Source organism: Acetobacter okinawensis JCM 25146 (assembly GCF_000613865.1).
Lineage (GTDB): Bacteria > Pseudomonadota > Alphaproteobacteria > Acetobacterales > Acetobacteraceae > Acetobacter > Acetobacter okinawensis.
In genome coordinates this window covers 15,700-34,560 of sequence record NZ_BAJU01000027.1, presented here as the reverse complement: position 1 = coordinate 34,560, position 18,861 = coordinate 15,700, and the positions used below count along the sequence as shown (strand labels likewise).

Annotated in this window: 20 protein-coding genes; 7 read left to right on the top strand and 13 right to left on the bottom strand. The window is 49.9% G+C overall.

The window, feature by feature from the left end; genetic code table 11:
* Window positions 1–339, bottom strand: a 339-nt coding sequence (locus JCM25146_RS11010; protein WP_159101987.1) for a transposase, incomplete at its 3' end; no start/stop codon positions are given.
* A 723-nt stretch (window positions 340–1,062) separates the two neighbouring features.
* On the opposite strand from JCM25146_RS11010, the gene JCM25146_RS22075 reads away from it, so the two are divergent.
* Window positions 1,063–1,704 carry a hypothetical protein gene (locus JCM25146_RS22075; RefSeq protein WP_025827946.1) on the top strand — a complete coding sequence of 214 codons (642 nt, stop codon included), beginning with the start codon at window positions 1,063–1,065 and terminating at the stop codon, window positions 1,702–1,704.
* Here JCM25146_RS22075 and JCM25146_RS24940 read toward each other — a convergent pair.
* The 3 genes from JCM25146_RS24940 to JCM25146_RS21500 all read right to left on the bottom strand — a co-directional run bounded on the left by JCM25146_RS24940 (window position 1,685) and on the right by JCM25146_RS21500 (window position 3,048).
* Window positions 1,685–1,927: a response regulator transcription factor gene (locus JCM25146_RS24940; protein WP_081774840.1), complete on the bottom strand. Its 243-nt coding sequence runs from the start codon at window positions 1,925–1,927 to the stop codon at window positions 1,685–1,687. The genes JCM25146_RS22075 and JCM25146_RS24940 overlap by 20 nt on opposite strands.
* A gap of 83 nt (window positions 1,928–2,010) precedes the next feature.
* Window positions 2,011–2,343, bottom strand: coding sequence for an autoinducer binding domain-containing protein (locus tag JCM25146_RS24935; RefSeq protein ID WP_369347410.1), 333 nt, complete (start codon window positions 2,341–2,343; stop codon window positions 2,011–2,013).
* Between the two features lie 129 nt (window positions 2,344–2,472).
* The gene (locus JCM25146_RS21500) at window positions 2,473–3,048 is read right to left on the bottom strand and encodes an acyl-homoserine-lactone synthase (protein WP_081774838.1); all 576 of its coding nucleotides are present in this window, start codon (window positions 3,046–3,048) and stop codon (window positions 2,473–2,475) included.
* Between the two features lie 573 nt (window positions 3,049–3,621).
* On the opposite strand from JCM25146_RS21500, the gene JCM25146_RS21495 reads away from it, so the two are divergent.
* Together JCM25146_RS21495 and JCM25146_RS21490 are read left to right on the top strand one after the other, a co-directional pair.
* The gene (locus JCM25146_RS21495; protein ID WP_159101986.1) at window positions 3,622–4,296 is read left to right on the top strand and encodes a BLUF domain-containing protein; all 675 of its coding nucleotides are present in this window, start codon (window positions 3,622–3,624) and stop codon (window positions 4,294–4,296) included.
* Complete coding sequence (locus JCM25146_RS21490; protein ID WP_081774836.1) at window positions 4,278–4,850, top strand: EAL domain-containing protein; 573 nt, start codon at window positions 4,278–4,280, stop codon at window positions 4,848–4,850. The genes JCM25146_RS21495 and JCM25146_RS21490 overlap by 19 nt, the downstream gene beginning before the upstream one ends.
* Window positions 4,851–5,232: 382 nt before the next feature.
* Here the strand turns inward: JCM25146_RS21490 and JCM25146_RS10985 are convergent, their stop codons facing one another.
* The 4 genes from JCM25146_RS10985 to JCM25146_RS10970 all read right to left on the bottom strand — a co-directional run bounded on the left by JCM25146_RS10985 (window position 5,233) and on the right by JCM25146_RS10970 (window position 8,900).
* Window positions 5,233–6,273, bottom strand: coding sequence for a hypothetical protein (locus JCM25146_RS10985; RefSeq protein ID WP_035372498.1), 1,041 nt, complete (start codon window positions 6,271–6,273; stop codon window positions 5,233–5,235).
* Window positions 6,274–6,314: 41 nt separating this feature from the next.
* Window positions 6,315–6,605, bottom strand: a complete 291-nt coding sequence (locus tag JCM25146_RS10980; protein WP_025827940.1) for a type II toxin-antitoxin system RelE family toxin — start codon at window positions 6,603–6,605, stop codon at window positions 6,315–6,317.
* A complete protein-coding gene (locus JCM25146_RS10975; RefSeq protein ID WP_025827938.1) occupies window positions 6,602–6,844 on the bottom strand; it encodes a type II toxin-antitoxin system RelB/DinJ family antitoxin in 243 nt (80 codons plus the stop codon). Before JCM25146_RS10975 ends, JCM25146_RS10980 begins: the two co-directional genes overlap by 4 nt.
* A 466-nt stretch (window positions 6,845–7,310) precedes the next feature.
* Complete coding sequence (locus tag JCM25146_RS10970) at window positions 7,311–8,900, bottom strand: FAD-dependent oxidoreductase (RefSeq protein WP_025827936.1); 1,590 nt, start codon at window positions 8,898–8,900, stop codon at window positions 7,311–7,313.
* Window positions 8,901–8,954: 54 nt separating this feature from the next.
* On the opposite strand from JCM25146_RS10970, the gene JCM25146_RS10965 reads away from it, so the two are divergent.
* Complete coding sequence (locus tag JCM25146_RS10965; RefSeq protein ID WP_148299055.1) at window positions 8,955–9,407, top strand: MarR family winged helix-turn-helix transcriptional regulator; 453 nt, start codon at window positions 8,955–8,957, stop codon at window positions 9,405–9,407.
* A 497-nt stretch (window positions 9,408–9,904) separates the two neighbouring features.
* Here JCM25146_RS10965 and JCM25146_RS10960 read toward each other — a convergent pair whose 3' ends face one another.
* The 3 genes from JCM25146_RS10960 to JCM25146_RS22070 form a co-directional block, all read right to left on the bottom strand.
* Window positions 9,905–10,984, bottom strand: coding sequence for an IS5 family transposase (locus JCM25146_RS10960; protein ID WP_025827932.1), 1,080 nt, complete (start codon window positions 10,982–10,984; stop codon window positions 9,905–9,907).
* Window positions 10,985–11,170: 186 nt separating this feature from the next.
* Complete coding sequence (locus JCM25146_RS18945; RefSeq protein WP_025827931.1) at window positions 11,171–11,683, bottom strand: hypothetical protein; 513 nt, start codon at window positions 11,681–11,683, stop codon at window positions 11,171–11,173.
* Window positions 11,643–12,008, bottom strand: a complete 366-nt coding sequence (locus tag JCM25146_RS22070; protein ID WP_148299054.1) for a hypothetical protein — start codon at window positions 12,006–12,008, stop codon at window positions 11,643–11,645. Before JCM25146_RS22070 ends, JCM25146_RS18945 begins: the two co-directional genes overlap by 41 nt.
* Before the next feature lie 912 nt (window positions 12,009–12,920).
* On the opposite strand from JCM25146_RS22070, the gene JCM25146_RS18935 reads away from it, so the two are divergent.
* From JCM25146_RS18935 to JCM25146_RS10940, 3 genes are read left to right on the top strand one after another with little or no spacing between them, the layout of a single operon-like run.
* A complete protein-coding gene (locus tag JCM25146_RS18935) occupies window positions 12,921–14,579 on the top strand; it encodes an ATP-dependent nuclease (RefSeq protein WP_277909586.1) in 1,659 nt (552 codons plus the stop codon).
* A gap of 8 nt (window positions 14,580–14,587) precedes the next feature.
* Window positions 14,588–14,908 (top strand): hypothetical protein, encoded by a 321-nt coding sequence (locus JCM25146_RS22935; protein ID WP_199897736.1) that lies wholly within the window; start codon window positions 14,588–14,590, stop codon window positions 14,906–14,908.
* Window positions 14,908–16,770: a UvrD-helicase domain-containing protein gene (locus JCM25146_RS10940; protein WP_035372480.1), complete on the top strand. Its 1,863-nt coding sequence runs from the start codon at window positions 14,908–14,910 to the stop codon at window positions 16,768–16,770. Before JCM25146_RS22935 ends, JCM25146_RS10940 begins: the two co-directional genes overlap by 1 nt.
* 341 nt (window positions 16,771–17,111) lie before the next feature.
* Here the strand turns inward: JCM25146_RS10940 and JCM25146_RS22930 are convergent, their stop codons facing one another.
* Together JCM25146_RS22930 and JCM25146_RS22925 are read right to left on the bottom strand one after the other, a co-directional pair.
* Window positions 17,112–18,092, bottom strand: coding sequence for an ABC-three component system protein (locus JCM25146_RS22930; RefSeq protein ID WP_199897735.1), 981 nt, complete (start codon window positions 18,090–18,092; stop codon window positions 17,112–17,114).
* A gap of 130 nt (window positions 18,093–18,222) precedes the next feature.
* Entirely contained in the window at window positions 18,223–18,813 is a 591-nt protein-coding gene (locus JCM25146_RS22925; protein ID WP_199897734.1) for a hypothetical protein, read from the bottom strand.
* Between the last annotated feature and the right edge of the window lie 48 nt (window positions 18,814–18,861).

The following is an 18,861-nucleotide window of genomic DNA, read 5'->3' as shown; positions in this document are numbered from 1 at the left end:
GGGGAAAAGCCCCTTTCTGAGCAGGGACGCCGATGTCCGGTGCGCCTTGAGGTGTGTTGCATCGATCATCAGACGCTTCGAACGGCCAGCCTGTTCTGTCAGGGCGACAAAGATCCTGTCAAAGACACCCAGACGGCTCCACCGGATAAAGCGGTTGTATAAAGTCTTGTGTGGACCATACGCTTTCGGGGCATCCTTCCACTGAAGGCCGTTGCGGATGACATAAACGATCCCGCTCAGAACACGCCGGTCATCCACGCGTGGCACGCCGTGCGCCAGAGGAAAAAACGGCTCAAGCCGCTCCATCTGGCGCTCACACAGCAAAAATACGTCACTCACAGGCCTACCCTCCATCGGTAAGCCTGTGAATCACAACTTCTCGCTCAGTTCAATAAATCAATAGGTCCTGAGCCTAGCTGAACGGCTTTCTTCTGGGCATCCTGCATCGTCAGATGCTGCTCCATTGCGCATAACTGCGGAGCGGTGGCGCTGGCGGGAAATGCACATCGATAGGACCAGTCGCCGGATGTTCCGGACAATACAACAGGTGAAGTCTGCGAAGGTTGAGAATTACTTTTCTCTGCAGCCTTGACAGGGAAGCATACGGAAAAAAGATGGACGCAGTGAGGAATGAAAATTTAATCCGCATAATGATACCTTAATTATTCTGGGTGATAGTGGGTATCGCTGGGGCTTTCGATACAGCATTATCCGCGTGCTTAATAAAAGAAATTCCTGAAAAAATAAGAGAATAAATCAAGTATTTTTATTCAAATTTTCTCACCTGAAATAATTTATATTTTATAATATTATAAAATTTCTTTCCAAAAAATTACGGTGATGAGAACATTTCAGCATCCCCTGTTAAGACATTCTTCACGTGTTCTACCAATGTCTATTCGAGACAAGAATGAACTAGAACATTATGGGAACTTTCGACATTCTTTTTAGACCAGTTCTGCCCCTCTGCCGACCTAGCGATATTGATAGGTCATTTTAGTGGAGAAGCTCCACAGTATAAAAATTATAGAATTATTCGATATTTCTGCAGAGAGAATATCGATGAGCGCGTTGTTACATTCCCCGTCTGATGTTGAAAACGATATTTATACGGAAATCATTAAACCATTTATTATTGAATCGATTGATATATTGGCGTCTGTACTTAAAAATACAGATATATCTGGCCGCACTCATTTTATAGATATGGTATATCACGATAGTAATCATAGAATTGAGTTTGCACTTAAGCTAGCAACTCTAGTAATGCATGAAGTGAGTAAAATTTCACTACCGGATGCTGGAGCAGTAGCCGCCCACATTGTCCAATTAAGTCCTGATCTCGGGATTGGGACAATTAGTACAGGTCAATTGCTTTATGCAAGTGCATCGCACGAGAATAAAATTACGACCATTGACCTCGATAACGTTCAATATAATGATACTAAAGAAAATACCTCACTTGGATTTCAGGTTGGAAAGTATTTAGCATATAACTATATTACAAGTTGGACGTGTATGCTAGCTGTGAGTTCGGAATATGACATATCAAGCGCGTTCCGCCTCGGGGGGAGAGAAAGCAAAAATGTTATAAATCAACTATTTTTTTATGATTGCATTAAATCTATCAATATTTTTTCCGGAATATCATCAGTGTTTGATAAAATTTATAAACAGGCTAAGCTTATATCAACCCAAATTTAATTGCTTTAGCTACAGCTCCACACGTTGTTTGTGAACAAAGTTTATGGCGAGCGGTCGCAAGATAAAGTCTCACTGTCGCTTCAGAGATGTTCAGTCTATAAGACACTTCCTGCGTCATTAAACCCTCACCATGGTAAGCAAGGCATTCTCGTTCGCGAATGGATAACCGAGGAGGCGCTAGAGCCTCTCGGCGTCCTCCATAATTAGCAAACCATTCATGCATGTATGCACCGATCTGGGAGAATGTTGCGGCGTAAATCCTTCGCCGTTCTTGTCCGAAATCATGAATATTGCGACTGGTTATGGTCAGAAGACCAACTTCACCACGTAGCCCCTTAACGGGATAGACATTCCATCCTTGCCCATATTCTGCTCAGAAAAAAGTTGCATGACCCGTTTCTCTTTGTGAGACAGCATCTTAATTTCTGACCACAAAAAAGGAAGTGCACTGGTTAGTGCATTACGGACTACAGGATCTGAATGAACGAGATTTTTTTCTGTATATAAGATTTGCCACGATAACGGGTATGTCGTGACGCCCAACTCTCCACCTTGTCTAACCCAAGGGTTGGATAGAAAGTGATAGGTGATGTGGGCGGCACCACTATTATCCCTAATCTCGTATGCCAATTCCTGCATCGTAGAAATGCTCTCACATGACTGAATACGTTCAAGAAGGGTATCCCCTAGAGGGAGCAGTGAATTGTGTGTATCAGGAACCATTGCGATCAAGGCCAGCCAAAATATTCTTGGCTGGCATATAAGATTTTAAGCCGCCAATGCAAACTTTTTATTAATTTCATCAAGACGTGACTGCGATACATCAAACGTTGCAAGCGTAATCATCTTCCCTTCAAGTTGAGCACTCATAATAGGCTCAGGTGGCCAGCCCGCGCGTTCATAAATCCGTAACATCGGCCGAAAAAAAATACCTGTAAGGTGAGTAATTCCGTTTTCGAGGCACGTTTGACAAAGAGAACGTGCGAGTTCACCTGTGTAATGGATCTCACCAGGTCGTAACGTCGCGCAGTAGCGTGTGCTTTCCCATATTGTGGGGCTATAAATATCCGGACAATCTGGAAAAAATAAATGGAATTTGTCACGTAACATTGTCGGTCCCGTAGTAGGGACAATGCGCATGGATGTCGCATGTGAGCCATCAGGCCGCTCTGCTACAAAATAGAGTGGATTATACTCTCGATCATATTCATCTTCTTCTTTTCCATCTATGACATTAACTGCCCACTTTAAGCGGTCTCCAAAAACAACAGCACGAGCTTGAAGCATTTGTTCATATGTTTTGGCATGAACGTCTCTTTGTTTGTAACTAAATATTTTAATCATTACAAATCTCCCTCTGGAGATTATTATTTATTATATAAATATGAGATTTATAATTAGTTAATATTGATAGGTTAACTAATTATAAATTAATTATATATGATGGAGATTTTATCATACAATACAGCCGATTTAGGGTGCCATTCCAATGTTGGTAACCAAGGCGTTACGGTCACTTTCGACTGCCCTCCTAACGCTTCCGCATGGCGATGAAGGGCTATGATAGAAGGAGAAACCACGCGAACTTTTATAAGCAACAAGCAATTCGCCGCAAAATGCTTCTAATGAACGCATCAGCAAAAGTGTCCGTCAGAAATAGCGGCAGCGTAATGGTTTTGGATATATTTACCGTGTCAGCCCCAACACGGGTGGACTATCAAACCAATTAGACATGTTCTGTAGGGTATTTTCTCGATGTTTTATCTGCAAAAGCTGTAACCAAGATATCCGACTATCGTCATCGTGCGTGTTCGCGCGAGAGAGAAAACTGACTAAACACCTCATAAAAATATTCCTATTATTATGGAAAAATATTGATAAATATAAAAATAGAAACAGTAAAATATGGAGATAGACATGCTGACAGTATTGGTATACAGAAGCAAAAAATTAGTAGATTTTTCAGAATTAGATTTTCATGATCTCAATAATTCAGCACAAAAGAAAAATATAAAAAATGGAATTACTGGTGTTCTTCTATATGATGGAAATTATTTTCTTCAAATTCTCGAAGGAGACGAAGAACAAATTCTGAAATTATACCATCTAATTTGCATGGATTCGCGCCATCATAATTTTGTAAAAATTATCGAAACACAAATCCCTCTACGATATTTCACAAATTTAGGTATGACTTTTTTTGATATTCGTGAAAAATCAAGAGATGAATTAATTTCTGAGATCAAAAAATTAAATAACCATATAAAAATTGAGCCTTACTACAATAAAATATTGAAAATAATTTATGCTTTTTTAGACAATATTTGGAGTGACGAAATATCATACTCAAAAGAATTGGGGGAGTGGTCTGACATTGATGTATATATTGGAGAATCAAAAATTTCTTCATATCACGATAATCTTGATTATAAGTTTTCAGTCCAGCCCATAATAAACACTTCAAATAATAAAATCTCATCTTACGAGTTTTTGCTTAGAACAGGACGCGGTGGTTCGCCATACGAGTGTTTTTCTTCTCTTAATTCTGATGAAATATATAATTTCGATATTATATCAAAAAAATTTCTTTAGAATGGGCCTCAAGATTTATAGAAGGCAATGTAAAAATATCAATTAATTTACTTCCGAATACGCTTTTGAAAATTCCCAATACAGTTGAAATTTTATTAAAATATGTAAAAGATTTTAATCTGCATCCCGGTCAAATTATAGTTGAAATAACCGAAGAGGAAGCAATTTCTCATCCTGAGAAATTTACTAATGTAATAAAAAAACTTCATTATTTTGGTTTTGGCATTGCTATAGATGATTTTGGAGCAGGATTTGCAGGCTTGTCTCTGATCACAAAATTTCAACCAGAGAAAATTAAGATAGACCGGGTAATCGTAAGCAGAATTCATGAGGATGGTCCTCGTCAAATGATAGTAAGATCAGTTGTAAATTTGTGCCGAGCTTTAGGAATCGAAATCGTAGCAGAAGGTGTAGAACAGGCAGAGGAGTGGGAATGGCTTAAAAGTGTCGGTATCGAGTTGTTCCAAGGTTTTTTATTTTCAAAACCTAGTAACAATGCAATGCTTAAAATTAGATTTCCTCCGTTAGATATCTCAGCAGTCACTCTATTTTAGTATTATTCTAACTAGGAATGCAGACTACGTCTCTTAGGTGTTCAGCCTCAGAATTTGATGGTGTGACATTTTTATGTGAGGAAAAGGAGGCCTTATGGGACAGAGACGTCATGGCCCACGCCCTCACAAGCCGCGCACGACGCAGCAATACAGCGTCATGGGATATTCAGACTGCCAGATATCGAGGGAGACAAGCCCAAACGCCAGTGCTTTGAGATCGTGTTCGAGAGGCTCAAGGACTGGAAACTGGTCGTAACACGCTATGACAGATGCTCCGCCGTCTTCTCTTCGACCATCTGTCTCGCTTCAACCCTCATGTTATGGCTATGAGTTTTGAGCCTAGAATGCATCACTATCAATGCATCCAGAGACAACACATCCATCAAGACGAGCTACTCAAGGAACAGGTTAGAGTATCAATAGCTTTCATTGCCGCTTCTAGCTCCGAGAAATCCGGCTGCCAGCGCGGCAGCGGTTGAAATACAACGTCCTCTATCACATTATCTTCTTGCGGATTGATGATCTCGCTGGCGCGCGGTCGTCCCCGCTTACGGTCTGGCAGAGGCTTGCGCGGTCTCCGAACACTCTCGCGCAACGACGCAAAATCTTTCAGCGCAAAAAGTCGTCGCGCCGAACGCCGGGTAACATCGACAACCAGACCTCGTTCGACGAACCGCTCCAACAACACGTATGCGGCCTGAACCGACACTGACAGCTTGGCAGCCAGTGTCGTGGCAGAAATCACCGGATAGGCGGCAATGACGTCGATCGCCAGAGCCGCTTTGGAATGACGCCGCTGATTGCCAGCCTGCGCCCGAGCGTCTCGCCAGGACCGCTCCAGCGTGTGCACCATATCCCTGATCCCGGCCGCTTCGCGCTCCAGCGCGTCCAGCCATGTGGGTATCCAGCGCCGCTCCTCCCAGGACGTCTCGCCCCGAAAGGCTGCCGCCCCGGTTACCGGATACAGGCCGCTAAAAACTCTTTCCTTCTGCCACAGACGCACCAGTGCTCCCCGAAAGGGCGCGCGCGCGTCCCCTCTCTCGATCCACTCTCGAAAGGCCAGAGCGCTGCCCCACAACACGCCAAGACGCCCAACCGGCAGGGTCATACTACTAAGCGCTTCGGCAATACGCTCTTCCTGTAACGCTGAGGCCCTGACGAGCCACTGATACTGCTCAAAGGCATAACGTAAAGCATCGACTTCGCTGCCCCGCTCATACACATCCTGACCGCGGATGCGCGGACGCAGGCCCTCAAGGCTTGCAGCCAACTGCCAGGGATCGATCAGAAACCCATCCACTGCCGCGCACTGCCGAGCAGCTTCCAGCCGTACCCGGAATAGCACAGCCTCACGCAAAGGGTGACGGCGCAGCTGCTGGTCGAGTGCACCGAATGTCAGTGCCGTACGGGTCAGCGCTGGCATTACATCGTCTGGACGCGCTGTGAGACGTTCGATGCGCACGCTCAGAGCCGTTTCCCTGCCTGTTCATAGGCTCTGAACTTGTCGCGCTCCCCGATAGCCAGAACCAGCACAACCACCTGACTGTCGATCACCCGGTAGACCAGCCTGTAGCAATTGGTCCTGAGCTTGATTTTGTAGCAGTCACTCAGTGGCCCAGACAGGCGGGAGGCTTCGATACGGGGCATTTCCAGCCGTTTGGCCAGAACCTTCTTGAATTGCACCTGAATCGTATGATCAAGACCGCGCCATTCCTTCAGGGCGCGGGGGTCAAACTGGAGTGTGTAGCCGCTCACAGATCTTCCAGCGTCACCGTCACGGGGACTTGCGGTGTGGCGAGACGCTCGCGCACAATCTGCAACAGATCAGCGTCCTCATTGGACAGGACATGCCGCGCAACCGGCAGTTTCCCGGTTTCCACCACATATTCGAAGGTCTGACGGATCAGATCGGACGGTGTCACGCCCAGCTCCGCCAGACGGGCGTAAGCCTGATCCTTCAGTGCACTATCGATCCGCAGATTGATGGAGGCCATACTCATTTCTCCTTGCCCGAGATACGTAAAATACGTCTTTACAAACGTAAAGGCAAGTATCTCGTATTCAACCTAATTTACTCATAACTTGAAACTACGATATTTTCCAGTTTCTGCCCCCTCCCCCGTTTTTATGTCCGATAACTTCTCTTGTCGGACGTAATAAATCCGGGCAAAAACCAATCGATGTTGTCGAAAACCAGAAGATAATGATAATCCGCCGCTGACTGCCGTTTTTGTCGCCGAAAAAACCACTTAATCGCGATAAAATTGCAGACGTTAATGATAGAGTTGCCGGCCCGTGCAGACATGCACGGGCCACCATGCAAACAGACCTATACCTTCCGCTTGCGCCCTCACCGCAGTGATACGTTCCCCGAACGGGCTTCGACATAGCAGACATGGTCATTTGGTGGCACGAAGTCTCCAGAAAATTAAGGCACTCCGTTCTTGTCCGGAGCGGGCGTCACGCAACAGGTCCGTGTAATTCCCGCGCGTTGACGAGCACCGTCAGAAACTCCGCTTCATAGAAAATCGTTGTCCGCACGGCCTTCCACACGACGAACCCATCGGCCCTTACAAGAACGACACCGCTTGAGGATATCCCGTAGGCAGCCGGAAACACCGCGTTCAGATCGTCGACGTCGCGTTCCACGACATGACAGGACATCGGAATTCCAAGCCGGTGGCATAAAGCCTCTGCCTCCCGGCACCAGTCGGCCGCCTCTTTCCCAACCAGCAGCACCAGCCCGTCGCCGAACAGGTCGAGGCTGGAGAGACGCACGCCATCCCAGTGCAACCAGACGTGCGGCGCGCGTGTTCCCGGCTCTGCATGAAGGTCGCGTGGAGGCACGGTGATCGGGTTGGGCACGCTTCCGGCATGGGGCAGGATCGGATAGCGATACCCCATGCTGATCGTTTCTTCGTCCAGAATCGGCTGAAGCGCCTCCAGGGGAAGCCGGACGTCCGAACGCTGCGCCAGCCGGGCCGTGGCCTGGGCGACCGCCATCCGGACCACAGGCCCGCGTTCCGCTTCATAAAGATCGAGTAACGGTTCCGGCGCATCGTGTTTGATCACGGAAACAAGCTTCAACGCCAGATTATGGGCATCGTGAATGCCGGTATTGGCCCCGAACCCGCCAAGCGGCGGCGTGCTGTGAATGGCGTCGCCAGCCAAGAAGACCCGACCTCGCCGGAAGCTGTCGGCATACCAGGAGGACAGGCACCAGGGATGGATATCGACTACCTCGATCCGGTCCGGCGGCATTCCAAGGCAGGAGGCCGCAAGCGATCGGCAGTTTTCCGGCGTAAAGCGCGCAGCATCGTCCGCGTCCATCGGATCGTACTCGACGCTCAGGACGACCGAGGTGAGATCGGTGCTCCATGACAGGAAGGCATTGATACCGGCCTGCCGCACCCATGCAAAGCTGAGGGGCCGCCCGCGCAGAGCGTCGCGAATGTCACAGCGGAGCGTGATGCTCATGGAATGGACGAGATCGCCCAGTCCTTCGGTCCCGATACCGAGACGATCGCGCACCATACTCTTGTTGCCGTCGCATCCGATCACGTAATCGGCGTTGAGCGTGGTCTCGGTCCCGTCGCCGACCCTGACTGTTGCGATCGCGCCGTCGGGATGCGGGTCGAGCGCCGTCAGCACATGATCGAAGAAGAGACGCGCCCCCAGACGCTGCGCCGTGTCCCGCACGATGCACTCCAGATCCTGCTGCTTGATGGACGAGGCCACGCAGGGCGAAGCAGCTGTCCCTTCAATGGCCGGAAGTGTCCAGCGGCGGATTTCCTCTCCTGCCAGGGAGTGGATGATCGCGGCATCGGTCAGCATGCCGGAAGGCGTTGCGATCTCCGGCTCAATACCGAGCGAGCGATAGAGTTCGATCGTTCGCGGATAGAAAAACTTCGCACGCAGACGTTTCGACGGCGATGAGCGCCGTTCGACGAGCACGGCGTCTACGCCATGTTTTGCGAGGAAGGCGGCAGCCGTCAGGCCGACGATGCCGCCACCGACGACGAGAACGGTGCAGGATGAGGGGATCGACATGGCGTGCGCGACTCCTTAGAATATCTAACAATATACTTAGGAAATCTAACTATTATGCCCGATAAGTCAAGCGAACGCTTTGCGCGTTATGTCCCCACGATCCAGCTTTTTGCGGCCCGCCTCGTACTGTTCCACCAGAAAGTGGCTGAACGCCTCGGTCTGACGGCGACCGAATTCAAATGTCTGCGGCTGATCGCGCTTCTGGGGCCGTTGCCGATGACGACACTGGCACAGGAGGCGGGGTTGCAACTCGGAACCGTGTCCGGGCTGATCGAAAAGATGGAGACTCAGGGTTTGGTCGAGCGCGCGCGTGACCAATCCGATAAGCGCCGGGTTCTGCTGAAGGCGAGCGGTTCCATTTCGGAACAAGCATCTACGCTCTATCGGGAACTGGGCGGCATGATGCGGCAGGAACTGGACGGATACAGCGACAGCGAATTCGAGCTCATCATGCACTTCCTCACCCGGACTGGAGACGTGCTTGCAACGTCGATGAAGGCTCTCTGAACCGGGAGCGGAGACAAGGAACAGCGTCGCGACGTTCCGTGTGGGATCCATCGTGCCCTCCTTCTCTCCTGAATTTGGGCGCCAGACCTGACGAAAGAAGCAGATGGGCAAAAGTTGTACAACGGGTGGGATCGGATAATACGGCAGCGTCTGCTTTTCGTGTCTCCCTCTCAGCTGCGGACAGTCTGTAATCCCCCATTGTTGACATAAACGCTAAAGAGATAAACTCTCAAATTTCACTTGCTGTTTTTATCACTAATCAGTGGTTTTTTCTCGGCCAAATAGAATACTATCCATATTAAATGGATTCATAACTCACTGATAAAACAGCATTCGAATTATCATTATCTTCTGGTTTTCGACATGGAGGGATCGAAGAACTATTGGTTGATGTACCTTGGTTTTGATTTTGGGCTTTTGGCGTGCTGATTGACGCTATCTGGGGTAGCATTCGATCTGCGTTTTGAGCAGATCGAGTGTTGTCCCCTGCTGAATGACTACGCGCTCGCGTTCAATCTTTCGAGGAAGAGGAAGCGGCGCATGTTGTAGACGATATTGGCCAGGCCGATCCTCATGGTGGCTCGGGTGATACCGACAGTCCGGACAAACAGCCCCGTCTGTGACTTCTGATCGGCAAAGACATGCTCGACACGCGAGCGGATGACCGACTTTCCAGCATTTGATTTCTGGATATGCCGGGGCATAGGCTTGAGATGCGGCTTTTTGCGATGAACCTTGGAAACAAATCCCTGCTTTTCCATGAAGTCTTCGTTGGCTTTTGAGCGATAGGCCGTGTCAGCCCAGACACTTGAGGCCGTATTGGTTTTATCCAGCAGCCCCTCTCTCAATCTCGCGCCATCACTGGCGGCGGCATGCGTTGTTTTCCATTTCCGGATGAACCGGTATTTCCGATCGATGGAAACATGCGATTTATAGCCAAAGAACGGGATGGCGAGATCACTGGATGGCATGGTTCCATCATCCTGCCGCTTCGCTTTGGTGAACTTTAGCGTCCAGCGCGCATGACGATCCTTGTGCGACAGCTTTGACGGCTTGTCCTGCCAGTTTTCAGGAATACGTCCTTCCCGAAGATCGGCTTTCTCTGCGTTGGTGTTCCGCTGCTTTGGAGCCGCTACCAGTCTGGCATCCAGGATCTGGCCTGACATCGGCAAATACCCGGCGTTGCGCAGGGTCGCATCAAAGCGGTTGAACAGCCCATCGATCGCACCCGCCTGGGTCAGACGCTTTTGATACAGCCAGACCGTTTTGGCATCCGGCACCCGATCTGAAAGTCCCAGCCCAAGGAAACGCATAAAGGAGAGGCGATCGTTGATCAGATATTCCGTTCGCTCGTCGGACAGATTGTTCAGCGTCTGGATCACCAGAATCTTGAACATCAACACGGGATCAAACGGCGGTCGTCCACCTTTGCTCCCATCTGAATAGGCCAGAGCCTTCTCCAGATCAGGGCGGAACACCTCAAAATCCACAGTCCGGGAAAATGCCTCAAGCTGATCGCCAAGCCCGCTTAACCGGGCCAGCCGCTCTTCAACATCAAAGAAACCCGGCTGCTTCATCTGCCATCATCCCCAATCAACGCAGGAGAGATGGAATCACAGAGGAACCCTCAAATCCAGAAGGTTTTTCGAACCCTCCACCTATACCTTCCGCTTACGCCTCCATTCTGACATTGAAGTAAGAATTCAGCTTTTCGTAAAGCGGACATAAACCCCAAAATAAAAATCCGCGCGGTTCTCTCGCCGCTACATTGCTCCGGAAAAAAATTGCTCTTTTGTTCCGACCCGAGTTTTTATTTTCATAAACTCGAAAATAATTTTTGCTCGTGAAAGAAGCCGCTTGTCTTCTGTAACAAATATATCGCATGCTGATGCGTATTTTGAGTGTTCTATATCATACAAAGCACTTCTCTTTGCGCGCTCGCCCCTATCAACTTTGAAATTCATTACGTCTAGTATGTTGTGAAGAGTATAGAAACAATGATTTATGCTCCCAAAATCTCTGAATTTAGAAAAATCTTCTTTGCGCGGAGATGGAGAGTGACTCTTACTTTCCTTAATAAGCTTAGAAAATTCTTCATCAGTCAAATCCATCAATACATTGGAAGTTCTGCTGTTTACCTCCTTTACCCTCTCTAAATCTGGATTTTTATTTGAATCTATGTTTGCTATTTTAACTTGTTCGACGGCGCCGGTAGCATCTCTATCGGATTTGCACCTATCGATAACGTAGCTTAGTTCTTCTTTGAAAAATTTCATTGGCTCCTTTATTCTTTTCGGTTGTATAGATAATCCATTGGTGAGATGAGATATTATTCTTATGATTCGATCTTTTTTTTTCGCTTTGTTGCATTCTGAATATTTCTTCCGCATGGGCGGGACTATAAGCAAATTTGGTCTTACGATTTTTTTTACAAAAGGCGATCTCATCATCATTTAAATCAGAAAATACATTTTGGTCGAAGTAAACGACTGTTTCCGGTCTAAATACTCGATTCCTTTTGAAGATCTTCGGTCCTTGTCCAGACGATAATAGTGCGCGCGCCTGAAATTCAGAAAGTGTCATTTTGTTGTCAACAATCATATTCTCTATCCTATCCGTCACTTCAATTTTGAGGCTATGTGGATAAGATCCATTACTTCTGGGTCTGTAATATCGAGACTATCATCTGGCATGTTTCCACCAGAGCGCAGTCGAACATCATTCCATCTCCCCAGGCCATCCGCCCAGAGATTTCGTAACAATTTGTTCAATGTTCAATATGACCATTCGCTCTTTCCTTATCCTTCGGTTGGTTGTCGTTCATGCTTACTTTGGAAGTCTATTGCAGCAATGGTAGATGGACGTGCTCTGCTTTATTGATGTTTTTAGGACAGGACGTGTTATTGGATACCAGCGCCGTGAAGCAAGTCAATATGGCGACACGGACGTCAATTTCTGTAGTCTAACGCTCGAAGTCACGCACCTCCGGACGTTGCCTTAGTAGTCGATGCAGGGCATTTTCGTTTCGACCCGGTGATCCGCATCGAGATTGGCGAAGACCCCCGCTTTATAAGACTTTCTAACCGAAACCAGACATTCCGCATCCCCCCCCAAAATCTGCCTGTCCGCTCAGTGATGCAGAAGCAGACAGGCGGCAGTCGCCTTCAACTCGGACATACAGGTTTCCAAATCGCGTTCCGCATAACGGACATGAATAGTGCAGGTTCCTATTGACGCGTTGGGTCGAAAGTTGGCTGGCAGTTAACAGCGCTACCTATGTCGAGAATAGCTGCCATTTATTTAACTGACTGGTCAGTTAAATAAATGGCAATTACAACGATGTACGAACTATTCGTGCAAAGCGCTTATTCGGATTTTACGAAAAAATTTTGTAATTTGAAATGCAATAATGAGAGGTTGAGAACTGTGCTGATTAAAACAGAATTCTGGGAGAAGATATTTCTTCAACCGCTCTTAAAAAAGTGCACAGAGCAGTCATAGCGAGATCTTTTTATGAAAATCGAAACTATATCAATACGAAACTTTCGATGCTTTGGTCCCGAATGGACGGAAGTGAGTCTACAAGAGCAGGTGACTGCTTTCGTTGGGGGGAACGGTGCAGGCAAGACAACGCTTTTTCAAGCGCTTTCCCGTCTATTTGGTGTAATGAGGACGGATAGGACTGTTACAAAAAAAGACTTCCATATCGCTCAGAACGAGGAGGAACTGCCTGACGGACGGTGTCTCGAAATCGAGTGCATGCTCGGTTTCCCTGAGTTGGATGATGAAGAGGACGAAGACGCCAGCTCTGTTCCCGATTTTTTCAACCAAATGGCTGCATCGGAGTCCGATGGACCGCTAAAAGTGCGTATCCGGCTTGTCGCCAAATGGATGGAAGACGGTACGTTGGACGGCACGGTAGAAGAAGATATCAGATGGATCACGACACTCGACGACGAATTTGACTGGGACGCTTGTCCAAAGGTCTCCGCCGTTGATCGCGCGAGTATCCAGGTCATCTACGTTCCTGCCCTGCGCAACGCCACCGACCGTGTAACCGAGCTTCTAAAAGGTCGCCTCTGGAGAGCAGCGCTCTGGTCTACTGACCTTGGCGCTCGCGCGACGGAAGGCGCCGAGCTTATCCAAAAACAGTTTGAGCAAGAGGCGCCAGCAGACTTCATCATTAAGCGCCTAACGCACAGGTGGCAGCAGGTTTACGAGGGCGACACGGATACGACCCCTAATCTCCGGCTGATCGAGAGCAGTATCGAAGAACTGGTGCGGCGCGCGGAATTTGTTTTCCATCCTGACGAAGCTGGTCGAAATCGGGTCCTTGCCGATCTCAGTGACGGTCAGCGTTCGCTTTTCCACATTGCTCTGACGGCTGCGACGCTAGAAACTGAACAGGCAGCGCTTACACTCGCTGCAACGGAAAGCCCGTTTGATCAGGAAAAGCTCCGCCGCACCCACCTGACTCTCCTTGCGATTGAGGAGCCTGAAAACAGTCTTTCCCCGTTTTTTCTGTCTCGGATCATGACGCAGGCACGGGAAATCGGAGAAATGGACACGGCTCAGGCGCTCATCTCAAGCCATAGTGCGAGTATCCTCTCACGTATTGAGGCGGACGAGGTCCGCTATTTTCGGCTTGACCGACAGACGCGGTGCGCCTCCGTGAAGCAGCTAACTCTGCCTGAAGGCGATACGGAAGCAAGCACCTATGTGCGCCTCGCAGTTCGCTCTTACCCTGAACTCTACTTTGCACGGTTCGTGATTCTGGCTGAAGGGGATTCGGAGCAGATTGTTCTCCCCAGGCTTGCTGAAGTCAGAGGCGTGCAGCTTGACCCTTCTTTTGTGCCGATCGTCCCCTTAGGCGGCCGCTATGTCTCACACTTCTGGAGACTATTCACCGATCTTGGCATTCCCTACGCAACATTGTTGGATTTTGACCTTGGTCGAGCCCATGGCGGCGCCAACATGATCCGAAGCGCCTTCGCTGCTCTCAAACAGATAGGCCGCGATTTCACCGCAAATCCCCTCATCGTTGATGGCACGATCGATCTCGATGATCTCGACGATCTGGTTGATGAAGATGTTCTGGACGACTGGGAAGATAATAACTGGCTTCAAGCCTCAGGCATGAAGCCGTTTTCTTTTCCGATCCCATCGACCTAGATTTTGCAATGCTGGAAGCGTTTCCGGCTGCTTACCAACATCCCAATCCGGGCGGCCGAGGTCCCAGGACAACGGAGGAGGCGATTGCCGAGAAAAAGAAGGTCGTCCTCAAAACCAACGGGAAGCCGGATATCTACACAGACGAACAGTGGGACGATAATTTCGCTTGGTATCCGTATCTTTTCCTCAGTCGAAGTAAGCCGGAAACGCACCTTGCCGCGCTGAGCAGGATCACACGTAAAAACCTCGCCCGCGGCGCACCACCGGAATTGCGCGCCCTTATCGATCATGTACGAGACGTTTTGTTTCTCAAGCCGGGTGAAGTGTGATGCCAGTCGCACAGGAGGGTTGGCAACCGCAAGGTGTCGATGAGCTTGAATCAGGAGCTTGGGATGCTCTGCGAGAAGCTGCGCATAGCGTGTGCGTTACAGCTGGCGCAGGTGCTGGCAAGACCGAATTTCTGGCCCAGAAGGCCACCTACCTTCTCCAAACCGGTCTTTGTCCCGAGCCAAAACGCATCCTTGCGATTAGCTTTAAACGCGATGCGGCTCAAAATCTTGCTGCGCGAGTTCGCCAGCGCTGCCCTGCGAATCAGGCCCGCAGGTTTCACTCAATGACTTTCGATGCATTCACGAAGCATATGCTGGACCATTTCCGCCTTGCGATTCCCAACACTTACCGGCCGCCAATCGACTACAGCATTGCCTTTCCCTCACGACAAGACTTCGAGTTATTCCTGAAAAGGCACGGTCGTCCGGATGTCAGTTCGGACCGGTTTGAACAAGCGATCGCCCGCACCCCACTGCCGTTTGACAAAACTGTTGAAAAGCTGCGCACAAGAGAGTTGCTTCAAGCTTACTGGGATGACCAGTACGCCATGCCGGACGGAGCACTGGTTTCTTTCGCAATGATCAACCGCCTCGTTGATTACATGCTGCGTTCGAACCCAAGGATCAAGCGCGCTCTGCGCCTGACCTATCCCTTTGTTTTTCTGGATGAATTCCAGGACACGACCTATGCCCAGTATAGTCTCGTAAATACTGCATTCAGAGGAAGCCGTTCTATCTTCACTGCTGTCGGAGACGATAAGCAGAGAATTATGGGTTGGACGGGAGCTATGAATAATGCGTTCGATGAGTTTGTTGACGGCTTTAATGCTGCTCGCCATGCCCTTCTCAGGAACTGGAGATCACACGAGGCGCTTGTCCGCATTCAACAGGTCATCGCACGACAAATTGATCCCGACGTTGAAAAGGTCGAGGCCCGAGGACAGTTGGAGGTCGATGGCGCAACGGCAGCGATTTGGCGTTTTGACAACCGTGAGCAGGAAACGCAGATGATAGCGCGATGGATCAGAAGAGAAGTCGACGAAGGCCGCGTTGCACCGCACAATGTTGTCATCCTTGTGCGTATGCGCGCTAATAGTGTTGAGGACGAGCTTGCACCCGTTCTGCGTGATCACGGCCTGACATTACGGAATCTTGCCAGGAACGTCGGTGAAATTGCCATCCAGGATTTGTTAGTCGAGCCTCTTACGGAAGTAATTCTTCCACTTCTAAGGCTTGGGGCAAGTGCCCGCGCACCAGAAGCCTGGAGCGCGGCGCAAGATCGCCTGCAAGCATTGGCAAACGTTAGCTCGGACGACGAAACCGTGCAGGAGCGATTACAGCGCGAGATTGGAGAGTTCTCTAGGAACCTTCGACAGATAATGCGTGACGAGCCGCTTGATACGGCAGTGGCTAACCGGCTGTTCGCGCAGACCTTGGACTTCGTCGGGGTGGAGCGTCTGCGGCAAGCTTATCCCGAATATCGGCGCGATGCTGATTTTCAGCGCGTGCACAACGGCTTTCGGATCCTTTTGCGAGACTGCGTCGAGAACGCTGTGAATTGGAATGATGTTCTTGATCGCTTCGAAGGTAAAAATCAGATCCCGCTCATGACAATTCACAAGAGTAAAGGTCTTGAATTCCACACTGTGATCTTTTTCGGGTTCGATGCCCAAACATGGTGGAGCCTTTTACCGGAGCATAATGAGGAACTCAATTCATTTTTCGTCGCTTTTACCCGCGCCATGCAACGAGCGTTTTTTGTGTACTGCTCCGAGCGAGGGAAGCCGATTGGCTGGTTAGAAAAGCTTCTTTTGCCAGCCGGTGTAAAGCAGGTCGATGGAGTTGATATCATCACTCCGTAAACATAAAAGTTCAGTCACCAGATCAAATAATCAAAGTGAAAACGACCGCAATAGGACGAAGCTGTGATCCACGTTGGCTGCACGAATGGTTGTTTGTATAATTTTCTACCTAATAGCCGACCTTCCGCTTGCCCCCCTGATCTGCCTGTCCGCTCATGGAACGTGAAGCGGACAGGCAGCAGACGCCTTCATGTCAGACGTCGAAGCGGTGATGCTGGCATCCCGAAAGCTGACATTGCTAAGTGAGGCGTGATAGACTGAATATCATAGAACTGGCCATTTAGCGGACAAACCATGGATGTCTAGGGGTGGTCGACATCGGCGCGCGATAGTTGTTGCGCTTAATCGAACCTAAAGCCGAACAACCCACCATCCTCGCCATCGTCCGACAGCCGCGTGGACAGCACATACGCGCCCTTGTCGAACGCAGCGGGCAACGGCAGGCGATCGAAGATGTCCGAGTTCATCGTCACAAGATACTGCCCGCCGATCCGGTCAGCAGTCACCTTTCCGAGTTGGATAGCCTTCGACACCTGACGCTCGTCCACGCCGTCAAAGAGATGGCTGTCATGAATCAAAAAGCCAGGCCCCCGCTTGGCGTCTGAGGTGAGCGATAGCAGCGCGAGGTCCAAGCAGAAGATCTCGATCTGGGAGATACCTCCACCTCGGTCTCCCTGAATCGATATCTCGAACTCAGGGCCATTATCTTCAGCGGCAACGACAAACCCGCCGGTCCGATCACTGTAGAGCTGCTCAATTGCTCCGCCGATGAAAAGGATCGCCTTATCCAGCTGAGCTTGGCGGGCCTGATGATCGTCCTGCAGACGCCGCTTCAGATTGATGCGGTCGCCTTCCAGCTCCGTCTTCTCGCCCTCCAGAACCTCAGCCGCCTTGAAGCGTTCGCGCAATGCTGCTGCCTCAACCGCGCGTCTGGCGAGCTGTTCCTGCAATGCCGTGAGATCTTCGAACGCACCGCTGCCTTTCAGAAATCGGAGGATCTCACTTCGCTCACCATCTAGCAACGCCGAGCGCGTTTCTCCGTCGGAGAGCTCCAACTTTGTGCTGTCGATCTGCTCCTGGAGACGCTTCCGTCGGTTTGCCACCACTGATTCATGGAACGCCTTTACCTCCTCGAAGCGCCGCACCGCGACGGTAGGAAGTTCAATGCCGACTGCCCTGTAGAGCCGAGCAACATTCGTGATCGCAGGCGGCTGCTCGTCCCTGTAGCTGGCTTCAAGATGATCCAACGTTTGCTTGAGGATCACCGCATTGCGCTCAATTGCAAGCATCTCGCTACGGATCGCCGACGCACGGTCGGACATCTCCCGGTACGTGTCGACGACGCGAAATGCCGCGAGGTCCGCTCGTAGCTTCTCGACGTTCGCTTCCGCCAGGACGACCCTCGGACGCAGTTCCGCGACAGTGCCGATGATGTCTCCGACCGCGCCGCCTTCAGCTGCTTTTTTTTAATTCCTTGAGTTGGCTCTCGCGCTGGCGCACCTTCTCGATCTCGAACGGTATCGTCCAATCGAGGCCCAGGAGATAAGAGAGGTTCACTTGGCTGTCCCACGTGGCCTGCTTCGCGGCTTGCTTATCCGGACGTATGAAACCACCGCGGCGACGAGCAAAATAGGCAATCATCGAACGGTAGCTGGGCGTGAAGGATTGCGCGAACGCCGTTCCCTTGGTGGGAAACGGCATCGCGAAAAGGCGGTTGCCGAGGAATTCCTTCCACACCTCGTTCGAGACAAAGTGATGACCCGTCTTTTTATCTAACTTCGGAGTTAGTCCGAAAGCAGTAGCCTTTTCCTCGTCGACCAGAATTTTTGACGATGCATTGCCGGAGCGTCCTACCTTGATCTGGTTGCCATCGAGTTCGAACGTTCCATAGAACGTGTAAGCCTTGAGTGCGTCGTGGCTGGCTACGGCACTTGATGCTCTGCTTCCGAGTAGAAAGTTTATGACATCCACAAGACTGGACTTGCCTGCGCTGTTTCGCGTCTGCTTCTCGTCCGATGAGGGCGATTTGTCGGCAAGCAGCACATTCAATCCGGGCCTCAGCCGAACAGACTTGAAGCTGGGCAGGTCACT

Coding starts and splice junctions, on each gene's coding strand:
- JCM25146_RS22075 (WP_025827946.1), top strand. CDS start 1,063: ATGAGCGCGTTGTTACATTCCCCGTCTGATGTTGAAAACGATATTTAT.
- JCM25146_RS24940 (WP_081774840.1), bottom strand. CDS start 1,927: ATGCATGAATGGTTTGCTAATTATGGAGGACGCCGAGAGGCTCTAGCG.
- JCM25146_RS24935 (WP_369347410.1), bottom strand. CDS start 2,343: ATGCAGGAATTGGCATACGAGATTAGGGATAATAGTGGTGCCGCCCAC.
- JCM25146_RS21500 (WP_081774838.1), bottom strand. CDS start 3,048: ATGATTAAAATATTTAGTTACAAACAAAGAGACGTTCATGCCAAAACA.
- JCM25146_RS21495 (WP_159101986.1), top strand. CDS start 3,622: ATGCTGACAGTATTGGTATACAGAAGCAAAAAATTAGTAGATTTTTCA.
- JCM25146_RS10985 (WP_035372498.1), bottom strand. CDS start 6,273: ATGCCAGCGCTGACCCGTACGGCACTGACATTCGGTGCACTCGACCAG.
- JCM25146_RS10975 (WP_025827938.1), bottom strand. CDS start 6,844: ATGGCCTCCATCAATCTGCGGATCGATAGTGCACTGAAGGATCAGGCT.
- JCM25146_RS10970 (WP_025827936.1), bottom strand. CDS start 8,900: ATGTCGATCCCCTCATCCTGCACCGTTCTCGTCGTCGGTGGCGGCATC.
- JCM25146_RS10965 (WP_148299055.1), top strand. CDS start 8,955: ATGCCCGATAAGTCAAGCGAACGCTTTGCGCGTTATGTCCCCACGATC.
- JCM25146_RS10960 (WP_025827932.1), bottom strand. CDS start 10,984: ATGAAGCAGCCGGGTTTCTTTGATGTTGAAGAGCGGCTGGCCCGGTTA.
- JCM25146_RS18945 (WP_025827931.1), bottom strand. CDS start 11,683: ATGAAATTTTTCAAAGAAGAACTAAGCTACGTTATCGATAGGTGCAAA.
- JCM25146_RS22070 (WP_148299054.1), bottom strand. CDS start 12,008: ATGATTGTTGACAACAAAATGACACTTTCTGAATTTCAGGCGCGCGCA.
- JCM25146_RS18935 (WP_277909586.1), top strand. CDS start 12,921: ATGAAAATCGAAACTATATCAATACGAAACTTTCGATGCTTTGGTCCC.
- JCM25146_RS22935 (WP_199897736.1), top strand. CDS start 14,588: ATGCTGGAAGCGTTTCCGGCTGCTTACCAACATCCCAATCCGGGCGGC.
- JCM25146_RS10940 (WP_035372480.1), top strand. CDS start 14,908: ATGCCAGTCGCACAGGAGGGTTGGCAACCGCAAGGTGTCGATGAGCTT.
- JCM25146_RS22930 (WP_199897735.1), bottom strand. CDS start 18,092: ATGTCCGACCGTGCGTCGGCGATCCGTAGCGAGATGCTTGCAATTGAG.